General features: G+C 57.3%; 14 protein-coding genes and 1 pseudogene. 8 read left to right on the top strand and 7 right to left on the bottom strand.

Annotated elements, in window-relative coordinates; all coding sequences use genetic code 11:
- Positions 1–26 precede the first annotated feature (26 nt).
- A complete protein-coding gene (locus SK53_RS09890; protein ID WP_023315563.1) occupies positions 27–998 on the top strand; it encodes a LacI family DNA-binding transcriptional regulator in 972 nt (323 codons plus the stop codon).
- On the opposite strand, the gene SK53_RS09885 is transcribed toward SK53_RS09890, so the two are convergent.
- Together SK53_RS09885 and SK53_RS09880 are read right to left on the bottom strand one after the other, a co-directional pair.
- Complete coding sequence (locus SK53_RS09885; protein WP_023315564.1) at positions 999–2,243, bottom strand: mechanosensitive ion channel family protein; 1,245 nt, start codon at positions 2,241–2,243, stop codon at positions 999–1,001.
- 67 nt (positions 2,244–2,310) lie between these two features.
- Positions 2,311–3,747 (bottom strand): MFS transporter, encoded by a 1,437-nt coding sequence (locus SK53_RS09880; protein WP_022650532.1) that lies wholly within the window; start codon positions 3,745–3,747, stop codon positions 2,311–2,313.
- Positions 3,748–3,854: 107 nt separating this feature from the next.
- On the opposite strand from SK53_RS09880, the gene SK53_RS09875 reads away from it, so the two are divergent.
- The 3 genes and pseudogenes from SK53_RS09875 to SK53_RS09870 all read left to right on the top strand — a co-directional run bounded on the left by SK53_RS09875 (position 3,855) and on the right by SK53_RS09870 (position 5,285).
- The gene (locus SK53_RS09875; RefSeq protein WP_003858886.1) at positions 3,855–4,724 is read left to right on the top strand and encodes a helix-turn-helix transcriptional regulator; all 870 of its coding nucleotides are present in this window, start codon (positions 3,855–3,857) and stop codon (positions 4,722–4,724) included.
- Between the two features lie 191 nt (positions 4,725–4,915).
- A pseudogene (locus SK53_RS24055) lies at positions 4,916–5,017 on the top strand (type II toxin-antitoxin system RelE/ParE family toxin); the annotation flags it as partial.
- Entirely contained in the window at positions 4,998–5,285 is a 288-nt protein-coding gene (locus SK53_RS09870) for a helix-turn-helix domain-containing protein (protein WP_003858885.1), read from the top strand. The pseudogene SK53_RS24055 and the gene SK53_RS09870, both read left to right, overlap by 20 nt.
- Before the next feature lie 36 nt (positions 5,286–5,321).
- Here SK53_RS09870 and nfsB read toward each other — a convergent pair whose 3' ends face one another.
- The 3 genes from nfsB to SK53_RS09855 all read right to left on the bottom strand — a co-directional run bounded on the left by nfsB (position 5,322) and on the right by SK53_RS09855 (position 7,035).
- The gene (gene nfsB, locus SK53_RS09865) at positions 5,322–5,975 is read right to left on the bottom strand and encodes an oxygen-insensitive NAD(P)H nitroreductase (RefSeq protein ID WP_003858884.1); all 654 of its coding nucleotides are present in this window, start codon (positions 5,973–5,975) and stop codon (positions 5,322–5,324) included.
- Positions 5,976–6,095: 120 nt separating this feature from the next.
- On the bottom strand, positions 6,096–6,464 hold the full coding sequence (locus SK53_RS09860) for an MmcQ/YjbR family DNA-binding protein (protein ID WP_003858883.1): 369 nt from the start codon (positions 6,462–6,464) through the stop codon (positions 6,096–6,098).
- On the bottom strand, positions 6,454–7,035 hold the full coding sequence (locus SK53_RS09855) for a TetR/AcrR family transcriptional regulator (protein WP_048209214.1): 582 nt from the start codon (positions 7,033–7,035) through the stop codon (positions 6,454–6,456). Before SK53_RS09855 ends, SK53_RS09860 begins: the two co-directional genes overlap by 11 nt.
- Positions 7,036–7,226: 191 nt before the next feature.
- On the opposite strand from SK53_RS09855, the gene SK53_RS09850 reads away from it, so the two are divergent.
- Both SK53_RS09850 and SK53_RS09845 read left to right on the top strand, forming a co-directional pair.
- Positions 7,227–8,330, top strand: coding sequence for a RomA family MBL fold metallo-hydrolase (locus tag SK53_RS09850; RefSeq protein ID WP_023315566.1), 1,104 nt, complete (start codon positions 7,227–7,229; stop codon positions 8,328–8,330).
- Between the two features lie 32 nt (positions 8,331–8,362).
- Positions 8,363–8,704 (top strand): RamA family antibiotic efflux transcriptional regulator, encoded by a 342-nt coding sequence (locus tag SK53_RS09845; RefSeq protein WP_003858880.1) that lies wholly within the window; start codon positions 8,363–8,365, stop codon positions 8,702–8,704.
- Between the two features lie 106 nt (positions 8,705–8,810).
- Here the strand turns inward: SK53_RS09845 and SK53_RS09840 are convergent, their stop codons facing one another.
- Positions 8,811–10,955 (bottom strand): TonB-dependent siderophore receptor, encoded by a 2,145-nt coding sequence (locus SK53_RS09840; RefSeq protein WP_048209213.1) that lies wholly within the window; start codon positions 10,953–10,955, stop codon positions 8,811–8,813.
- Between the two features lie 123 nt (positions 10,956–11,078).
- Here SK53_RS09840 and SK53_RS09835 point away from each other — a divergent pair, with 123 nt between their 5' ends.
- Positions 11,079–12,647, top strand: coding sequence for an alpha/beta hydrolase-fold protein (locus tag SK53_RS09835; protein WP_048209211.1), 1,569 nt, complete (start codon positions 11,079–11,081; stop codon positions 12,645–12,647).
- Here the strand turns inward: SK53_RS09835 and SK53_RS09830 are convergent.
- Positions 12,633–12,881 carry a DUF1158 domain-containing protein gene (locus tag SK53_RS09830; RefSeq protein ID WP_048209209.1) on the bottom strand — a complete coding sequence of 83 codons (249 nt, stop codon included), beginning with the start codon at positions 12,879–12,881 and terminating at the stop codon, positions 12,633–12,635. The two genes, SK53_RS09835 and SK53_RS09830, sit on opposite strands and share 15 nt — an antisense overlap.
- A 488-nt stretch (positions 12,882–13,369) precedes the next feature.
- Between SK53_RS09830 and SK53_RS09825 the strand changes: the two genes are divergently transcribed.
- Positions 13,370–16,078, top strand: coding sequence for a cation-transporting P-type ATPase (locus SK53_RS09825; RefSeq protein ID WP_048209208.1), 2,709 nt, complete (start codon positions 13,370–13,372; stop codon positions 16,076–16,078).
- The last annotated feature ends 18 nt before the right edge of the window (positions 16,079–16,096 follow it).

The following is a 16,096-nucleotide window of genomic DNA, read 5'->3' as shown; positions in this document are numbered from 1 at the left end:
CGCTAACCGCAGGATGTATCGTCGCTATGTCAATTCAGAAAATCGCTCAACTGGCCGGGGTATCCGTGGCAACGGTCTCCCGCGTACTGAATAACAGCGATACCGTAAAGGCGAAAAACCGCGAGCGCGTTTTGCAGGCGATCCAGGAGAGTAACTACCAGCCCAATCTGCTGGCGCGTCAGCTGCGCACTGCCCGCAGCTATATGATCCTGGTGATGGTCTCGAACATCGCCAACCCGTTCTGCGCCGAAGTGGTGAAGGGCATCGAAGCCGAGGCGGAAAAGAACGGCTATCGCATTCTGCTGTGCAACTCCGGCTCGGATATTGAGCGCTCCCGCTCGGGCTTAAGCCTGCTCTCCGGCAAAATCGTCGACGGCATTATCACCATGGATGCATTCTCGAAACTGCCGGAACTGGCCGCGCTGATTGGCAACGCGCCGTGGGTACAGTGCGCTGAATACGCCGATGCGGGCGCGGTCTCCTGCGTCGGCATCAATGATGTGGACGCTTCACAGCATGCCGTCAGCCAGCTGGCCGACGGCGGCCGCAAGCGTATCGCGATGATCAACCACGATCTCAGCTACAAATATGCCCGCCTGCGCGAACGCGGCTACAAGAGCGTGATCCACCTGCGGGATCTGGACTATCAGGCGGTGGAGTATGCCAGCGATCTCAGCTCCGGGGCGGGCATGGCGGCGATGCAAAACCTGTTAAAAGATAATCCGCCGGATGCGGTATTTGCCGTTTCCGATACGCTGGCGGCGGGCGCGCTGCGCGCCATTCAGCAGGCAGGTCTTCGGGTGCCGGAGGATATTGCCGTGGTCGGCTTTGACGGTACGGAGCTGGCGGACATGATTTCGCTCACCACCATCGAACAGCCGTCGCGGGATATCGGGCGCAAGGCGGTCGATCTGCTCTTAAATAAGATCGACAACCCGGACGCGCCCACGGAAAGGGTGATGATGGACTGGCGCTTTATTTCCCGCGCCAGCACCTGATTATTGCGCGATGACGCCAGCCAGGGAGCGAATATCGTTCCCGGTTGGCGACTGGTGAATACGCAGGCCAAATTCATCCACCACCGCGAAAATATGATCGAAGATGTCGGCCTGAATATCTTCGTATTCCGCCCAGATCACCGTGTTGGTAAAGGCATATATTTCAATCGGCAGCCCGTTGGCATCCGGCGCGAGCTGGCGCACCATCAGCGTCATATCTTTACGAATACGCGGGTGGTTACGCAGATATTCATTCAGGTAGGCACGGAAGGTGCCGATATTGGTCATCTTGCGCAGGTTTAATACCGATTCCCCTTCGCCGTTCTGCTGATTCCACAGGTTAATTTCCTCATGACGCGCCGCCAGATACGGCTTCAGCAGTTTCGCCTGAATCAGTTTTTGCTGCTCCTGCTCGTCGAGGAAATGAATGCTGGTGGTATCGATATTCAGGCTGCGCTTGATGCGGCGACCACCGGAGGCGGACATGCCGCTCCAGTTGATGAACGCATCGGACACCAGCGCCCAGGTCGGGATGGTGGTGATGGTGTTATCGAAGTTGCGCACTTTAACGGTGGTCAGGCCGATGTCGGTCACCGTGCCGTTGGCGCCGTATTTCGGCATCTCCAGCCAGTCGCCGAGCTTGAGCATGTCGTTGGCTGAGAGCTGAATACCGGCCACCAGGCCGAGTATCGGGTCTTTAAAGACCAGCATCAGAACGGCAGCCATCGCACCCAGGCCGCTTATCAGAATGGCGGGTGACTGACCGATCAGCAGGGAGATAATTAGTATCCCCACCAGAATGGCGCTTACCAGCTTGATGCCCTGGAATATCCCCTTCAGCGGCAGCTGTGACGCGGTGGCCATTTTCTGCGACAGATTGAAAATCACGTCCAGCAACGAGAAGAAGGAGAGCAGGGCATAAACCATCACCCACAATTTCGCGCAGGTGGTAAGTAATTCCGCCGCTTCGCTGCCTTTTTGCAGCCACAGAACCGCCTGAACGTTGACGATTATCCCCTGGAGGGTAAACGCCAGACGGTGAAATAACTTGTTCTGCGTAATGATCTGCAACCATAAATGGCTGCTGGCCTGGGCGCGTTTCTCGAATGCGCGCAGCACCACTTTGTGCAGAATAAAATGAACGATAATGGCCGTAAGAAAAATAATACCAAAGATAATCACTAAAGAGGTGGTGTGATTAATTTCAATCCCTAACTCTTCAACCTGAGCAATTAATTCCTGCATAACGTCTCCTGTATTGATGCAGCCCCATAATGGCGGCTGCGGATCTATTATGCAAATTCAGGCAGTTTTATTTTGTCGCCGGACAGGCCTTGACGACCGGTAAACACAGACGATGGCGCATACGCAGCGTGGCCAGCGCCAGCACCACCATCATGGCCGTTTCCACCATCAGGAAGACATTGACCGCCTGGGTGTAATCTCCGTGATGATTTTGCAGCCCGTGCAGCAAAATCGCGCCGAAAATGGCCGGGCCAAGCCCCAGCGCAGCCTGTTGCAGCGTGCTTAAAATCGCGCTCGCGGCCCCCGCGTCGTCAGGCTGAATATCACGCATCCCGATACGGTAGAAGCTGTTTACAATCAGCGCCTGCCCGTAACCCACCAGCCCGGTGGCCGGGGCCAGCGTCAGCGCGGTATTCTGCATTCCCCAGTGACGGAACGTGGCGATCAACGCCACCAGACCGACAAGCTGAATCGCAAGTCCGGTCAGCAGGATGGCGCTGGTGCTGTAGCGGGCAATCAGGCGTGGGGCGAACCAGGCAGAAATAAAATAGGTGACGCCAAGCGCGATAAAGCTGTTCCCGGACTGCCACGGCGCCATCCCCAGACCGCTTTGCATGGTCAGCGCCATACAGAACATGAACCCGGACCAGACGCTGAAAAAGAGTATCCCGATTAGCACGCCAAAGCGGATGCTGCGCAGCTGCAACAGGCGCGGCGCGATGAGCGGGTGGGCATTCTCACGCTCTTTTTTGCGCGCGTTCAGCACCATTACACAGACCAGCGGCACAATCGCCAGCAGTGCGGCCTTCAGCGGCCACGACCAGTGCCACTGCGGGCCGAGCGCCATCGGGAACAGCAGACAGCACAGTATTGCCGTCAGCAGGACAGTCCCGGTCCAGTCAATGCGCGACGGCGTGTCGCGGCGGGTTTCCGGCACGTAGCGACGGCTCAGCGCCAGCACCACCAGACAAATCGGCACGTTGATAAAGAAGGCGTTGCGCCAGCCTAGCCCGGCGATGTCCGCCGACACCAGCCAGCCGCCACCCATCTGGCCGACGATAAATGCAATACCGCCGATACCCCCGAACAGGCTGATCGCTCTGGCGTGTGCCGTTCCTTTTAACGTCACATGCAACGTCGCGAGAATTTGCGGCATGATCAGCGCGGCGCCCGCACCCTGAATAATGCGCGCGCCAAGCAACTGTTCGATATTGCCCGCCATGCCGCACAGCAGTGAGGCCAGGCCAAAACACGCCACGCCCCACATAAACAGGCGACGGCGGCCAAGGTTATCGCCCAGCTTGCTGCCGGGTGCCAGGCAGACGGCAAAGGCCACGCCGTAGAGGGCGACGATCAGCTCCAGTTCAGTGGCGGTGGCGTGTAACGAATGGGTGATGGAATCCAGCGCCACGTTGGTGATTGAGGTATCAATCAACGGCAGCATCTGGCCGGTTAACAGCAATATCAGGCCCGCACGACCCGGTGAAACAACTGACGTATTCATGGTGACTCCATTGCGTCAAACAGCGTAGAGTCGTAGCATCAATCATCTGATAAACGGGTACCAGTTCTTACTTATACTGGTACTGACACTACCATGCAGGAGATGTTATGGCGCTGATGTCTGAACCTGTCACCTCTCTCCAGGATGACACCCGCAAGCAGCTGGGCGCGTTTTTGCGTGCCCGGCGCGAAAGCCTCGATCCGCAGCGCCTCGGCTTACCGCGCAGCGGCCGCCGCCGCACGCCGGGCCTGCGCCGGGAAGAGGTGGCGATGCTCGCGGATGTCGGCGTGACCTGGTACACCTGGCTGGAACAGGGTCGGGACGTCAATCCGTCCAGCGCGGTGATGGCCGCCATCGCAAAAGCGCTGCAATGCACCCCGACCGAAGCCCGGCATCTTTTTGTGCTCGCCGGTTTGCCGCCGGGCGAAGCCCCGCAGGCGGTGTGCTGTGAGGGGATCAGCGAAGGCACGCGTCGCCTGCTGGATACCCTGATGCCGAAACCCGCCAGCATTCAGAAACCGAACTTTGATATCGTGGCGTGGAACGACAGCTTCGGACACCTGATGGGCGTCGATTTCAACGCTATCCCGCCGGAAGATCGCAACTGTATTTACCTGTTCCTCACCCATCCGGCGTGGCGCGCGCGGCTCGGCAAACGTGACGACGTGCTGCCGATTTTCGTCTCCTACTTCCGCGCGGCAATGGCTGAGCACCGTGGCGACCCGCTCTGGGAAGCGAAGCTGGCGCGTTTTTTTGCGGTGTCCGAAGAGTTCAAAACCCTGTGGCACCAGCGTAACGACGTGCGCGGCGTGGAGAACCAGCTCAAGCTGTTCACCCATCCCGAGCTGGGGGATTTTCATCTCCAGCAGATGTACTGGTACTCCGCCCCGCGAAACGGATCGCGGCTGCTGGTCTATTTACCCGTGGATGAGGCAGGGGAGAGGGCGATGGCATGGCTGGCGGAGCAGGGGATATAAATTTTTTGCGAGGGGCTTTCAGGGAATCAACGCTGCTCCGGTCCTGCCTGGAATAAGCTGGTAAGGTGAATCACGAAAGGCAAAATTAGCCTTTAATGCAAATTGCCTTACATGCTAATATTATCAGGGATGAAATACAGTGTTCAGACTTATCGTTCATGCGGCAGTCAGGGAGGAGATCCTCTCATTGCCTGCGGATGTTTATCAAGAAGACGCAAAAAACGCCCTCTGCTGAACTCCGTCTGGCACTGAAACGACAACAGGAGATGTTGGATGAGCAAGAAGATTATTGACTGGGATGAACTCAGAGCTGAACTGTTAAGCGATTCAGAAATTCAGGCTTCCTTTGATGCAGAAGAGCGCAAGGAGCGTCTGCGGGAGATGCTGGCGCAATGGCGCAATCATGCTGGTCTGACGCGCGCCCAGGTGGCGGAGCGGATGGGCGTCAGCGCACCGACGGTATCACGAATGGAAGCAAATATTACCCGGGCGAGTCTCGATACATTAACGCGTTATGCGCTGGTGTGCGGGGTAAAGCATCCGCAGATAACGCTTTACTGAAAACGGGCACGCCGATAGCCGGCGTGCCAGAAGCGCTTAGCACTCAGTCACAATCGTGCTCAGCGGCAGGCGAGATTTCGGCAGCGTGGCGTTGAAATCTTCCACGCTGTGATGCCCGACCGGGACCACCACCAGGCTGGTGAAGCCTTTCTCTTTCAGGCCAAACTCTTCGTCGAGGATCGCGGCGTCAAACCCTTCGATTGGTACCGCATCCAGGCCCATCGCGGCCACGCCCAGCAGGAAGTTGCCGACGTTAAGGTAAACCTGCTTCGCCATCCACTGGTCGTCATCTTTCAGATCCACGCGGTGCATGTCGGCAAAATAGCAGCGGCCTTTGTGGTTCGCGGCTTTTGCTTCTGGCGTGGCGAAACGGCCGTCAGCCTCTTCCTGATCGACAACGCGCTCAAGCCAGGCATCGTCCATCGCGGTTTTCGCGCAGAACACCACTACGTGAGAGGCATCCAGCATTTTGCGTTCGTTAAACACATAGGTGCCCGCCGCGGATTTTGCCACGCGCGCTTTACCCTCTTCAGTGCTGGCAACAATAAAGTGCCACGGCTGGGAGTTGGTGCTGGACGGGCTGTATTGCAGCAGCGTTTTGATTTTTTCCGCTTCTTCTGCGGTCAGTTTTTTGGCTGGGTCGAACGCCTTGGTAGAGTGGCGTTTCAGGGCGACAGAAATAATATCCATAACAACTCCTGGTGATGAAATTCGCCCGCGGGCGGGCGTGAAAGGAAAGCAGATTACCGCGCGAAGCGGGAAAAGATAAGTGCGATTCGAGCGCTTATTCTGTTCGTCTGAGACGAACAATCAGGCTGGGCGAATCCACTTCTGATCTTTTTTCGGCAGTTTATCAACGACCAGATTCCACGAATCCGTAATCAGGTCGGTGACCAGTTCAGGCGTGATGTCGTCCGTGCCATAAAGGGAGATCCAGTGTTTTTTATTCAGATGGTAACCGGGCTCCACGCCACGGTAGATCTGCTGATTGAGCAGCGATTTTTCCGGATCGGATTTCAGGCTGACGTGGGCCCGACCGTGTGCGGTCGCCATCAGCATAAAAATTTTCCCGCCCACCTTAAACACGTCATACTCCGGGCCAAACGGCCAGCAATGTTCGGTAAAAGGCATCTCCAGCGCGACGCGTCTGGCATGTTCCTGCAAGGATTTACTGTCCATGGTTATCTTCCTCAGCAAGCCCGCGCCACATGGCTTCAAAGCCCAGCGCTTTAAAATCGACGGCACGGGACGGATCGCGGGCGGCAAACTCCATGGTGGTTTCAGCCAGCGATAAGAACATTGCATCACCGAAGGTCTTAAACTCGTCAGACATAAACACCGGGCGGATCGAACGACGACACAGTTCATGCAGTTCCGGGAACATGTCTTTCACCGCCTGCTCGGTTTCGGCGTTCAGCTTTTCACTGACGCCAATCTGACGGATAGCCGCATGCGCCAGGGGGTTACGAATGCCCCAGTCCACATAGCTGTTCCAGATATTGCGGGTATGCTCTTTTGGCTCGGTGATGGTGCGATCGAGATTCGCCAGCATGGTCTGGCAGAGATCCTGCTTCAGATGCAGGTAGAGGGCATTCAGCAGATCGTCTTTGGTAGCAAAGTAGCGAAACAGTGTCCCTTCAGCGACGCCCGCATTACGGGCAATTAACGCCGTTGAGGCGGCAATACCTGACTGCGCAAACGCAGCCGTTGCTGCGGCCTGTTTTTTATCTTCACTCTTCGGACGTGCCACTAAATTTTTCCTCCCGTCAATTGTAAAAGCCCTGATTGAAACACGAGCCTTGATACGCTGCAACGCGGAATGTCAAAGATCGAAAACCTTCTTGACGGCGTAATCATCCTATCTATAATGAGTGCTTACTCACTCATAATCAAGTATCACCCACGCAAACCATCGGATGGGGCGCGTAGGCGGGTCAGGAAATGAAAAAGCCTCTATTCATCTGCGTGGTGTTAGTCATGATTATTGCTTCAGCTGCCAGTTTACCGTTTGTACTGAATGCCGGATTTGGCCAGCCACCGCAGGGTGCGCAGCTCTCTGAAGTGGAAGCCTCTCCGCACTATCGCGACGGGCAATTCCATAACACGCTCCCTACGCCGGGCTTTACCGGGCAACAAAATATGCTGGTGGCGTGGTGGCAGTTCCTTACCCGTAAAACCGAAAACGCCCGTCCTGCGCAGCCGCTGCCGCTGGTGAAAACCGATCTGGCGAGCCTGTCGCCTGAACAGGACACGCTGGTGTGGCTCGGCCACTCCTCCTGGTATATGCAGCTTGCAGGGAAACGCATCCTGATCGATCCGGTTCTTAGTAGCTACGCCGCACCGTTCTCGTTTCTCAATAAAGCGTTTGCGGGGGAGTACCCGTGGCGTGCGGAGAGCATGCCGGAGATCGACCTGCTGATTATCTCCCACGATCACTATGACCATCTGGATTACGCCACCATCAAGGCGCTGCTGCCGAAGGTTAAGCGCGTGGTCACGCCGCTGGGCGTGGGTTCGCATCTGCGCTACTGGGGGATGACCCCGGAGATAATCGACGAGCGGGACTGGAACCAATCGGTGCATATCAGCGATGCGCTGACGGTACATGTTCTGCCCGCGCGCCATTTTTCCGGGCGCGGCATTAAGCGTAACCAGACCCTGTGGGGGAGCTTTATGTTTGTCACCCCAGAGCGAAAGGTTTACTACAGCGGAGACTCCGGTTACGGCCCGCACTTCAAGGCTATTGGCGAGCAGTTTGGCGGAGTGGACTTAGCCATTATGGAAAACGGGCAGTACGACCAGGACTGGAAGTACATCCATATGCATCCGGCGGAAACGGCGCAGGCCTCGGCAGATCTCAATGCCAAAGCGGTCGTACCGGGACATAACGGGCGTTTTGTGCTGGCGAAACATACCTGGAACGATCCACTGATCCAGCTGGCGAAAGCCAGCAAGGATAAAAACTACCGGCTGCTGACGCCGGAGCTGGGCGAGCCCGTGCGGGTGAGTGATACCACGCAACAATTTCGCGAGTGGTGGGAATAATGTTTAAGCGAGAAGCAGAGGGGGAGAGCAGTATGACGATTTCCGCTCAGGTCATTGATACGATTGTCGAATGGATCGATGACAACCTACACCAGCCGTTACGCATCGAAGAGATTGCCCGCCATGCGGGTTACTCAAAATGGCATTTACAGCGGCTGTTTATGCAGTACAAAGGCGAAAGTCTGGGACGCTACATCCGCGAACGCAAGCTGCTGATGGCGGCGCGCGATCTGCGTGAGTCAGACGAGCGCGTGTACGATATCTGCCTGCGCTACGGGTTTGACTCGCAGCAGACGTTTACCCGCATCTTTACCCGCACCTTCAACCAGCCGCCCGGGGCGTACCGCAAAGAAAATCACGGTCGGGCGCACTGAAAAACATCCCCTCACCCCGGCCCTGTCCCCAAAGGGGCGAGGGCGTAATCGTCCCCTCTCCCCTATGGGGAGAGGGTTAGGGTGAGGGGATCAGACCGCACCATGCTTACCAGCTGTAATTCACCGTCGCCGTCACCGTCCGGCCAATCCCGTAGAAGCACGCCGTATCGCTTGCGCACGACGCCACATACTTTGTGTCTGCCACGTTATTGACGTTGAACTGCGCGCTTGCCCCTTTCAGGCTGCGGTTCATCTCGCCCAGGTCGTAGCGCAGCATCGCGTCATACAGATCCACCGATGGCACCTTGAAGGTATTCTTCGCATCGCCGTAGCTGGTGCCGATGTAGCGCATCCCCACGCCAGCGGTCAGGCTCTTCAGCGCGCCGCCCGGAACGGTATAGCTGGCGAACGCCGATGCCATATGTGCCGGAATGCGCGCAGGCGTTTTGCCTTCAGTTCCCGCCACCGTGGTGCTTTCGGTTTTTGCATCGGTGTAAGTGTAGGAGCCAATCAGGTTGATGTTATCCATCAGCGTGGCGTGGATTTCCGCTTCAGCGCCTTTCGAACGCACCTTGCCCGCATTTTCGAACCAGCCTTCAGCGCTGTTATAGGTCGCGACGTTGTTCTGAGTTAAATCGTACAGCGCCAGGGTCATCAGCGTGGTGTCGACCGGCTGATATTTCACGCCAATCTCGGTCTGCTCCCCGGTAGTAGGCCTGAAGGGCGCAACGCCCGGCGCACGGTTGGTTTGCAGGTTCGGTTCAAACGAGGTGCTGTAGCTGATGTACGGCGACAGGCCAGAATCAAACGCGTACAGCAGGCCAGTGCGCCAGGTAAATTTGCTGTCGTTCTGCTGCGTAACGCTGTTATCGGTGAAGTCGCTGGTACGCACTTCGCTCCAGTCGTAGCGCCCGGAAACCAGCCACTCCCAGTTATTCCAGCTCATCTGATCCTGAAGATACAGGCCCATCTGGTCGAGATTTTGCTGCTCGTCGGACGCCGTTTTGAAGGTACTTTCATCCACGTTCACGCCGTAAACCGGGTTTGTCCAGTCAAGGTCATACTGTGAGCCGCTCCCGCGCGCCAGCAGCTGTTTATCCTTGCTGGTCTTGTAATCAAACCCGCCGAGCAGGGTGTGGCTGACGCTTCCGGTCTCCAGCTGATATTCCAGCTGGTTATCAAGGCCAAATTCGTTGGTCGTGCGCGCTTCACGCTGGGCGCGACGGGTCAACACCGTGCTGTTGGCCGCGCTGTTGGCGTAAACCAGATAACGATATTTCTGCTTGATGGTGGCGTAACGGGCGTTCTGGCGGAAGGTGAGGTTGTCGGCGAACTGGTGTTCCAGCTCGTAGCCAATCATCGTCTGCTCGCGCCAGGATTGATTGTAATTCGGATCGCTGACGTTAAAATCGCGCGGGATGTACTTCCCGTCGGCACTTTTCACCGTGCCATACGCGGGCAGGAAGTTGCGGTATCCGGCATCCGGATCTTTCTGGTAGCTGGTCAGCAGCGTAAAGCGGGTCTGATCGTTCGGGTACCAGGTGATTGCCGGGGCGATCGCCATCCGCGTCTCTTTATAATCGTCCACCTGATTATGCTGCGTACGGGCGATACCGTTCACGCGATACAGCATGCGGCCGTCGTCGCTCAGCCTGCCGCCGAAATCAAACGCACCTTCGGCGAGATCGTTATTGCCGGTGCGGAACTGCACGTTGTGAATGGCCTCCGCCGTCGGGCGCTTGCTGGTCATGCTGATTAACCCGCCCGGATTGACCTGTCCAAACAGGACCGAGGCCGGGCCGCGCACCAGCTCCACGCGCTCCAGCAGCCACGGGTCAACTGTGCCCGTCTGTGATGAGGCCGTTGCGCCAAAGCTTAAGCCGTCGAGGAATTTCGGCACGTAGCTAAAGCCGCGCACAAACACCTCGTCGTTACGGTTAGACGAGCCCCGGTACTCGGTAAACACGCCCGCCGAGTAGCGCAGCGCCTGCGAAACGGAGGTGACGTCCTGCATGTTCATCTGATCGCGGGTGATCACCGATACCGACTGCGGCGTCTTCACGATCTCCGCGCTGGTCTTGGTGGCGGAGAGCGTTTTCGTCGCCACAATGCCTTTTACGGGCGCAGTGGGCTCTTCACTCACGCCCTGCGTCACCGTAATCGTTTCTTCTTTCGTTTCTGCCTGAGCCGCGACGCTGGTCGTCGCCAGACTCAGTAGCCAGAGCCGCATTATCTTATTATTTTTAAACATTTTTATTGAACGTCCTTGGTTGCTATCGCCATAAAAGCACCGGTAAATCGCCGTTGATGATATTGCAAATCATTACCATTTGCATTAGCGTTGTTAACAAATTTCGTTGGGGAACAAGCGGTAATGAAGAGGGTATGGAGTGGGTTGCTGTTGGGGATCGGCGCGCTGCCCGCCGTGGCGGCAACGTGCGAGCAGACGTCCCGGCAGGGCGATATTCAGGGAAAGTTTGATGCCAGCGGCGAAGTCTGCTTCTCCCTGCCTGAACTGGGTGAAAACTACGTTTCCGCCACGCTGAATGGCGTGACGGATGCGCGCCTGCTTGATGGGCAAAACCGCCGCATCCGCACGCTGATCGAAAATGGTCCTGCGGACGGGGAACACACGCTGCTGTTTGCCCTGCCGGTGAAACAGAACACCTCGCTGGTGCTACACGGAGAAGCCGGTAAGCCGTGGCGTTTTCAGTGGCGGATGAAAGAGACCTCTCCGTTACCACGCGTGCAGATGCTGGCGCCTGAAAGCCCGACGCTGAAGGCGCTGGCAAGCGTCATTTCTGCCGGTGGAAGTACCGAGGCGTTCTGGCAGGCGCAGCGTCGACAGGGAACGCCGATGGTGGAGCCGGTAGATGCGAGCCATAAGCGCGTGACCTTTCTGTGGCGCGGCGCGCGGGATAACGTCTTCATTCTCGGCTCGCCGGCGGGGGATCACGATCCGCTGTTCCGCCTGGGCAACAGCGACGTCTGGTTCCGCAGCTATGTAGTCCCCGCTGATACGGTAATGCAGTACAAGCTCGCGCCCGATGTGCCGATCGTCGAGGGTTCCACACGCGATCAACGCCGCGCCATCCTGGTAAGCGCGCAGGCCGATCCGCTTAACCCGAATACCTTCGGGGAGCAGAAGACCGATCGCTGGAATCGCTATTCTCTGCTCGATCTCAGCCCGGCGCGCTACTGCTCCGTTCAGGCCACGGCAAAGCCGCTGGTGCACGGGACGTTGAGCCGTCAGAGTTTTTCCAGCCACATCCTTGGCAACGCCCGCGACGTGATGATCTACAAACCGCGCGGCGCACAGCCCGCACGCTGGACGTTAATTCTGTTCGACGGGCAGATTTATCAGGACGAATACCATTTTGCCAACGTGCTGGACGGTCTGATTGCCCGGCATCACCTGCCACCGATTAACGTGGTGTTTATCGACAGCCTCGATCACGCCCGTCGCGGCAACGAGCTGCCGCCGAACCCGGATTTTGCTGACTTTATGGCGCACGAGCTGCTGCCGTGGCTGCGGGGGAAGGGCATCGGCATGCAGCGGCAGAAAACCGTACTGGCAGGATCCAGCTACGGGGGAATTGCCTCTTCATGGGTGGCGCTGCGCTATCCGCGCCTGTTTGGCAACGTGCTGAGCCTTTCCGGTTCTTACTGGTGGGCGCCGGAAGGTGACGCCCCAGGCTGGCTGACGCGTCAGTACCAACAGTCTCCACCGTATCCGGTGCGCTTCTGGTTACAGGCCGGGAAGTTTGAAACCGCGGGGCCGGGCGGCGGCATCTATCGCACCACGCAGGATTTTGAACAGGTGCTGAGGAAAAAAGGCTACCGCGTCAGCTTCCACCCCTCATCCAGCGGCCACGACTACGCGGCCTGGTGTGAAGCGCTGATCCACGGGATGCGCGATCTCACTGGCTTACGACGCCAGTGAAAACCAGCGGCGCCAGATGAAACGCAGGATAAAGAATTCGATGGCGCCGAGCACCAAAAACCATAGACAGAACAGAATGGTGTACAGCTGATTCAGATCGACCATATGAAAGGTCTGAACCAGCTTCTCCGCCAGCACCAGACCCAGCGACGGCGCAGGTAACAGCAGGCAGGAGAGCAGGGCCATCAGCAAAATGCCCCCTGCGGTGAGCAGCGATTCTAACGGGTGTTTCATCGTAATGTTAATCGTCAGTTAAAAATGTCATTGTCCGGCATCCTGAAACGTAAAGCAATATCATCCCCGCTGGCAAAATTGGGTGAAAGGCCACCGTTATTCTGCGAATTAATAACAGAAAACAGATAATATTTTCGGGGCGATTAAATTAATATCGCGTTATGTAAATAAACGTCTTTCTCATGAAAATAATTTTACAAAGCTATAGGTGCTATATCCAATTAACGTCGCAATAACAATGGCTGCGACAATGTATAACGCCAGGCGCCGTGCGCGATAAATACCAAACATGCTTCCTCCTCGTTTAGTGTTGGTTTAGAAATATTTTGTAAAAATCAACGCGTCGAAATAATTTTAATCAGTTTTGAATAACCGGGTAGTCAATATATTGCGGTAGATCAATTTAACCCGCAAGACTTAAAAATGAATTATTTAAAGCCAGAAAGGAATTCCGGCTTCCGTCCACCGGATATTGAAGGAAAAATACCATGACCAAAAAAAATTTCTCGCAGAATATGCCACCCGCAGGCGGGCAGGCGTACCAGCAGACCGTAGAGCAGGTGCTTGCTCAGGCGCAGAGCCAGGCTAATGGCCTGGACCGCGCCGAGGCGCAGGCACGTTTGCAGAAACATGGCCCGAACGCGCTGCCGGAGAAAAAAGGCAAGCCGGGCTGGCTGCGTTTTCTCGCGCATTTTAACGATGTCCTGATTTACGTCCTGCTGGCAGCCGCCGTATTAACGGCAGTAATGGGACACTGGGTTGATACGCTGGTTATTCTGGGCGTGGCGGTAATCAATGCCTTAATTGGCCACATTCAGGAAAGTAACGCGGAAAAATCCCTGAAGAGTATTCGCAATATGCTCTCCAGCGAGGCGCGCGTTATTCGTAACGGCAACCATGAAACTATCCCGACGACGGAAATCGTCCCGGGCGATATTATTGTGTTGCGCGCAGGAGATCGTATTCCGGCGGATATGCGCTTAATCGAAGCGCATAATTTACGCGTGGAAGAGGCTATTCTGACCGGTGAATCCACCGTGGTGGATAAACACACGAACCCGCTGAGCGGCGAATTACCGCTGGGCGACCGTACGAACCTGGTCTTTTCCGGTACGACGGTCAGCGCGGGCGGCGGCGTGGGCGTGGTCATTGCCACGGGCCAGGAGACCGAACTCGGCCACATCAACCAGATGATGGCGGGCATTGAAAAACACCGCACCCCGCTGCTAGTGCAGATGGACAAGCTGGGCAAAGCGATCTTCGCCATCATTCTGGCGATGATGGCCGCGCTGTTTGTCTTCAGCCTGGTGTTCCGCGAGATCCCGATGGGCGAGCTGCTGCTCTCCCTGATTAGCCTGGCGGTCGCCTCCGTACCGGAAGGTCTGCCGGCAATTATCTCCATCATCCTCTCTCTGGGCGTACAGGCGATGGCGCGCAAGCGGGCGATTATCCGCAAGCTGCCGACGGTTGAAACCCTGGGCGCGATGACCGTGGTCTGCTCGGATAAAACCGGCACCCTGACCATGAACGAGATGACGGTGAAAGCCATCATCACCGCCGACACCTGCTACCGCGTGGACGGCAACAGCTACGAGCCGGTGGGCAACATCTATCTCGAAGGCAGCGATGAGCCGGTGCAGATCCAGCCGGGCACCGTGCTGGAGCAGTACCTGCGCACCATCGACCTGTGTAACGACAGCCAGCTGATTCAGGACGAGCGCGGCCTGTGGGGCATTACCGGCGGCCCGACCGAGGGCGCGCTGAAGGTGCTGGCGGCCAAAGCCCACCTCGAGCCGGTCGTGACCACGCTGGTTAACAAGATCCCGTTCGACTCTCAGTACAAGTACATGAGCACCCACTACCAGATTGGCAGTGAGGAGCAGATTTTGATCACCGGCGCGCCGGACGTGATTTTCGCCCTGTGTGAGCAGCAGCAGACCCGCAACGGTGCGCAAGCCTTTGACCGCGCGTACTGGGAAACGGAGATGGAGCGCTATGCGCGTCAGGGGCTGCGCATGGTCGCCGCGGCGTTCAAGCCAGCGAACGGCGAGCAGGCATTAACTCACGACGACCTGAGTCACGGCCTGATTTTCCTCGGCATTGCCGGGATGATGGATCCGCCGCGTCCGGAAGCGATTGAGGCGATTAACGCCTGCCAGCAGGCGGGGATCCGCGTGAAGATGATCACCGGGGATCACCCGCAGACGGCGATGAGCATCGGCCAGATGCTGGGGATCACCAACAGCGAGCAGGCGGTTACCGGCTATCAGCTGGAGAAAATGGACGACGCCGAGCTGGCGGAAGCGGCGGTAAAATATGACATCTTCGCCCGTACCAGCCCGGAGCATAAGCTGCGCCTGGTGAAAGCGTTGCAGGATAAAGGCGAAATCGTCGGTATGACCGGTGACGGCGTGAACGACGCGCCGGCGCTGCGCCAGGCGGACGTGGGTATCGCGATGGGCATCAAAGGCACGGAAGTCACCAAAGAGGCGGCGGACATGGTCCTGACGGACGATAACTTCGCCACCATCGCCAGCGCGGTGAAAGAGGGGCGTCGCGTTTACGACAACCTGAAGAAGACCATCCTGTTCATCATGCCGACCAACCTGGCGCAGGGGCTTTTAATTGTGATTGCGCTGCTGGCGGGGAACATCATTCCGCTGACGCCGGTGCTGATTCTGTGGATGAACATGGCGACCTCCGCCACGCTCTCCTTCGGCCTGGCCTTTGAGGCCGCCGAGCGCAACATCATGCGCCGCCCGCCGCGCCAGACCGGGCAGCACGTAATGGACGCCTACGCCGTATGGCGCGTGGCTTTCGTCGGCACCATGATTGCCATCGCCGCCTTTGCGCTGGAAGCCTGGCTGGCCCCGCGCGGCCACAGCGCGGAGTTCATCCGCACCGTGCTGCTCCAGATGCTGGTCTGCGCCCAGTGGGTGTACATGATTAACTGCCGCAACACCGAAGGGTTCTCCCTGAACCGCGGCCTGCTGGCGAACAAAGGGATCTGGCTGGTAACGGGCGTACTGTTCCTGCTCCAGGCGGCGATCATCTACCTGCCATTTATGCAGATGCTGTTCGGCACCGAAGCGCTGCCGCTGCGCTACTGGTTCGTGACGCTGGCGGTGGCGGGGGTGATGTTCTTCGTCGTCGAAATCGAGAAGCGACTGACCCGCAGGTTCCGTAAGGCTGCATAACTTTTTGCCCTCACCCTA

The organism is Enterobacter sp. MGH119 (assembly GCF_001037675.1).
Lineage (GTDB): Bacteria > Pseudomonadota > Gammaproteobacteria > Enterobacterales > Enterobacteriaceae > Enterobacter > Enterobacter hormaechei_C.
The sequence above is the reverse complement of the archived record's forward strand: the minus strand, read 5'-3'. Positions and strand labels throughout refer to the sequence as shown.

Coding starts and splice junctions, on each gene's coding strand:
- SK53_RS09890 (WP_023315563.1), top strand. CDS start 27: ATGTCAATTCAGAAAATCGCTCAACTGGCCGGGGTATCCGTGGCAACG.
- SK53_RS09885 (WP_023315564.1), bottom strand. CDS start 2,243: ATGCAGGAATTAATTGCTCAGGTTGAAGAGTTAGGGATTGAAATTAAT.
- SK53_RS09880 (WP_022650532.1), bottom strand. CDS start 3,747: ATGAATACGTCAGTTGTTTCACCGGGTCGTGCGGGCCTGATATTGCTG.
- SK53_RS09875 (WP_003858886.1), top strand. CDS start 3,855: ATGGCGCTGATGTCTGAACCTGTCACCTCTCTCCAGGATGACACCCGC.
- SK53_RS09870 (WP_003858885.1), top strand. CDS start 4,998: ATGAGCAAGAAGATTATTGACTGGGATGAACTCAGAGCTGAACTGTTA.
- nfsB (WP_003858884.1), bottom strand. CDS start 5,975: ATGGATATTATTTCTGTCGCCCTGAAACGCCACTCTACCAAGGCGTTC.
- SK53_RS09860 (WP_003858883.1), bottom strand. CDS start 6,464: ATGGACAGTAAATCCTTGCAGGAACATGCCAGACGCGTCGCGCTGGAG.
- SK53_RS09850 (WP_023315566.1), top strand. CDS start 7,227: ATGAAAAAGCCTCTATTCATCTGCGTGGTGTTAGTCATGATTATTGCT.
- SK53_RS09845 (WP_003858880.1), top strand. CDS start 8,363: ATGACGATTTCCGCTCAGGTCATTGATACGATTGTCGAATGGATCGAT.
- SK53_RS09840 (WP_048209213.1), bottom strand. CDS start 10,955: ATGTTTAAAAATAATAAGATAATGCGGCTCTGGCTACTGAGTCTGGCG.
- SK53_RS09835 (WP_048209211.1), top strand. CDS start 11,079: ATGAAGAGGGTATGGAGTGGGTTGCTGTTGGGGATCGGCGCGCTGCCC.
- SK53_RS09830 (WP_048209209.1), bottom strand. CDS start 12,881: ATGAAACACCCGTTAGAATCGCTGCTCACCGCAGGGGGCATTTTGCTG.
- SK53_RS09825 (WP_048209208.1), top strand. CDS start 13,370: ATGACCAAAAAAAATTTCTCGCAGAATATGCCACCCGCAGGCGGGCAG.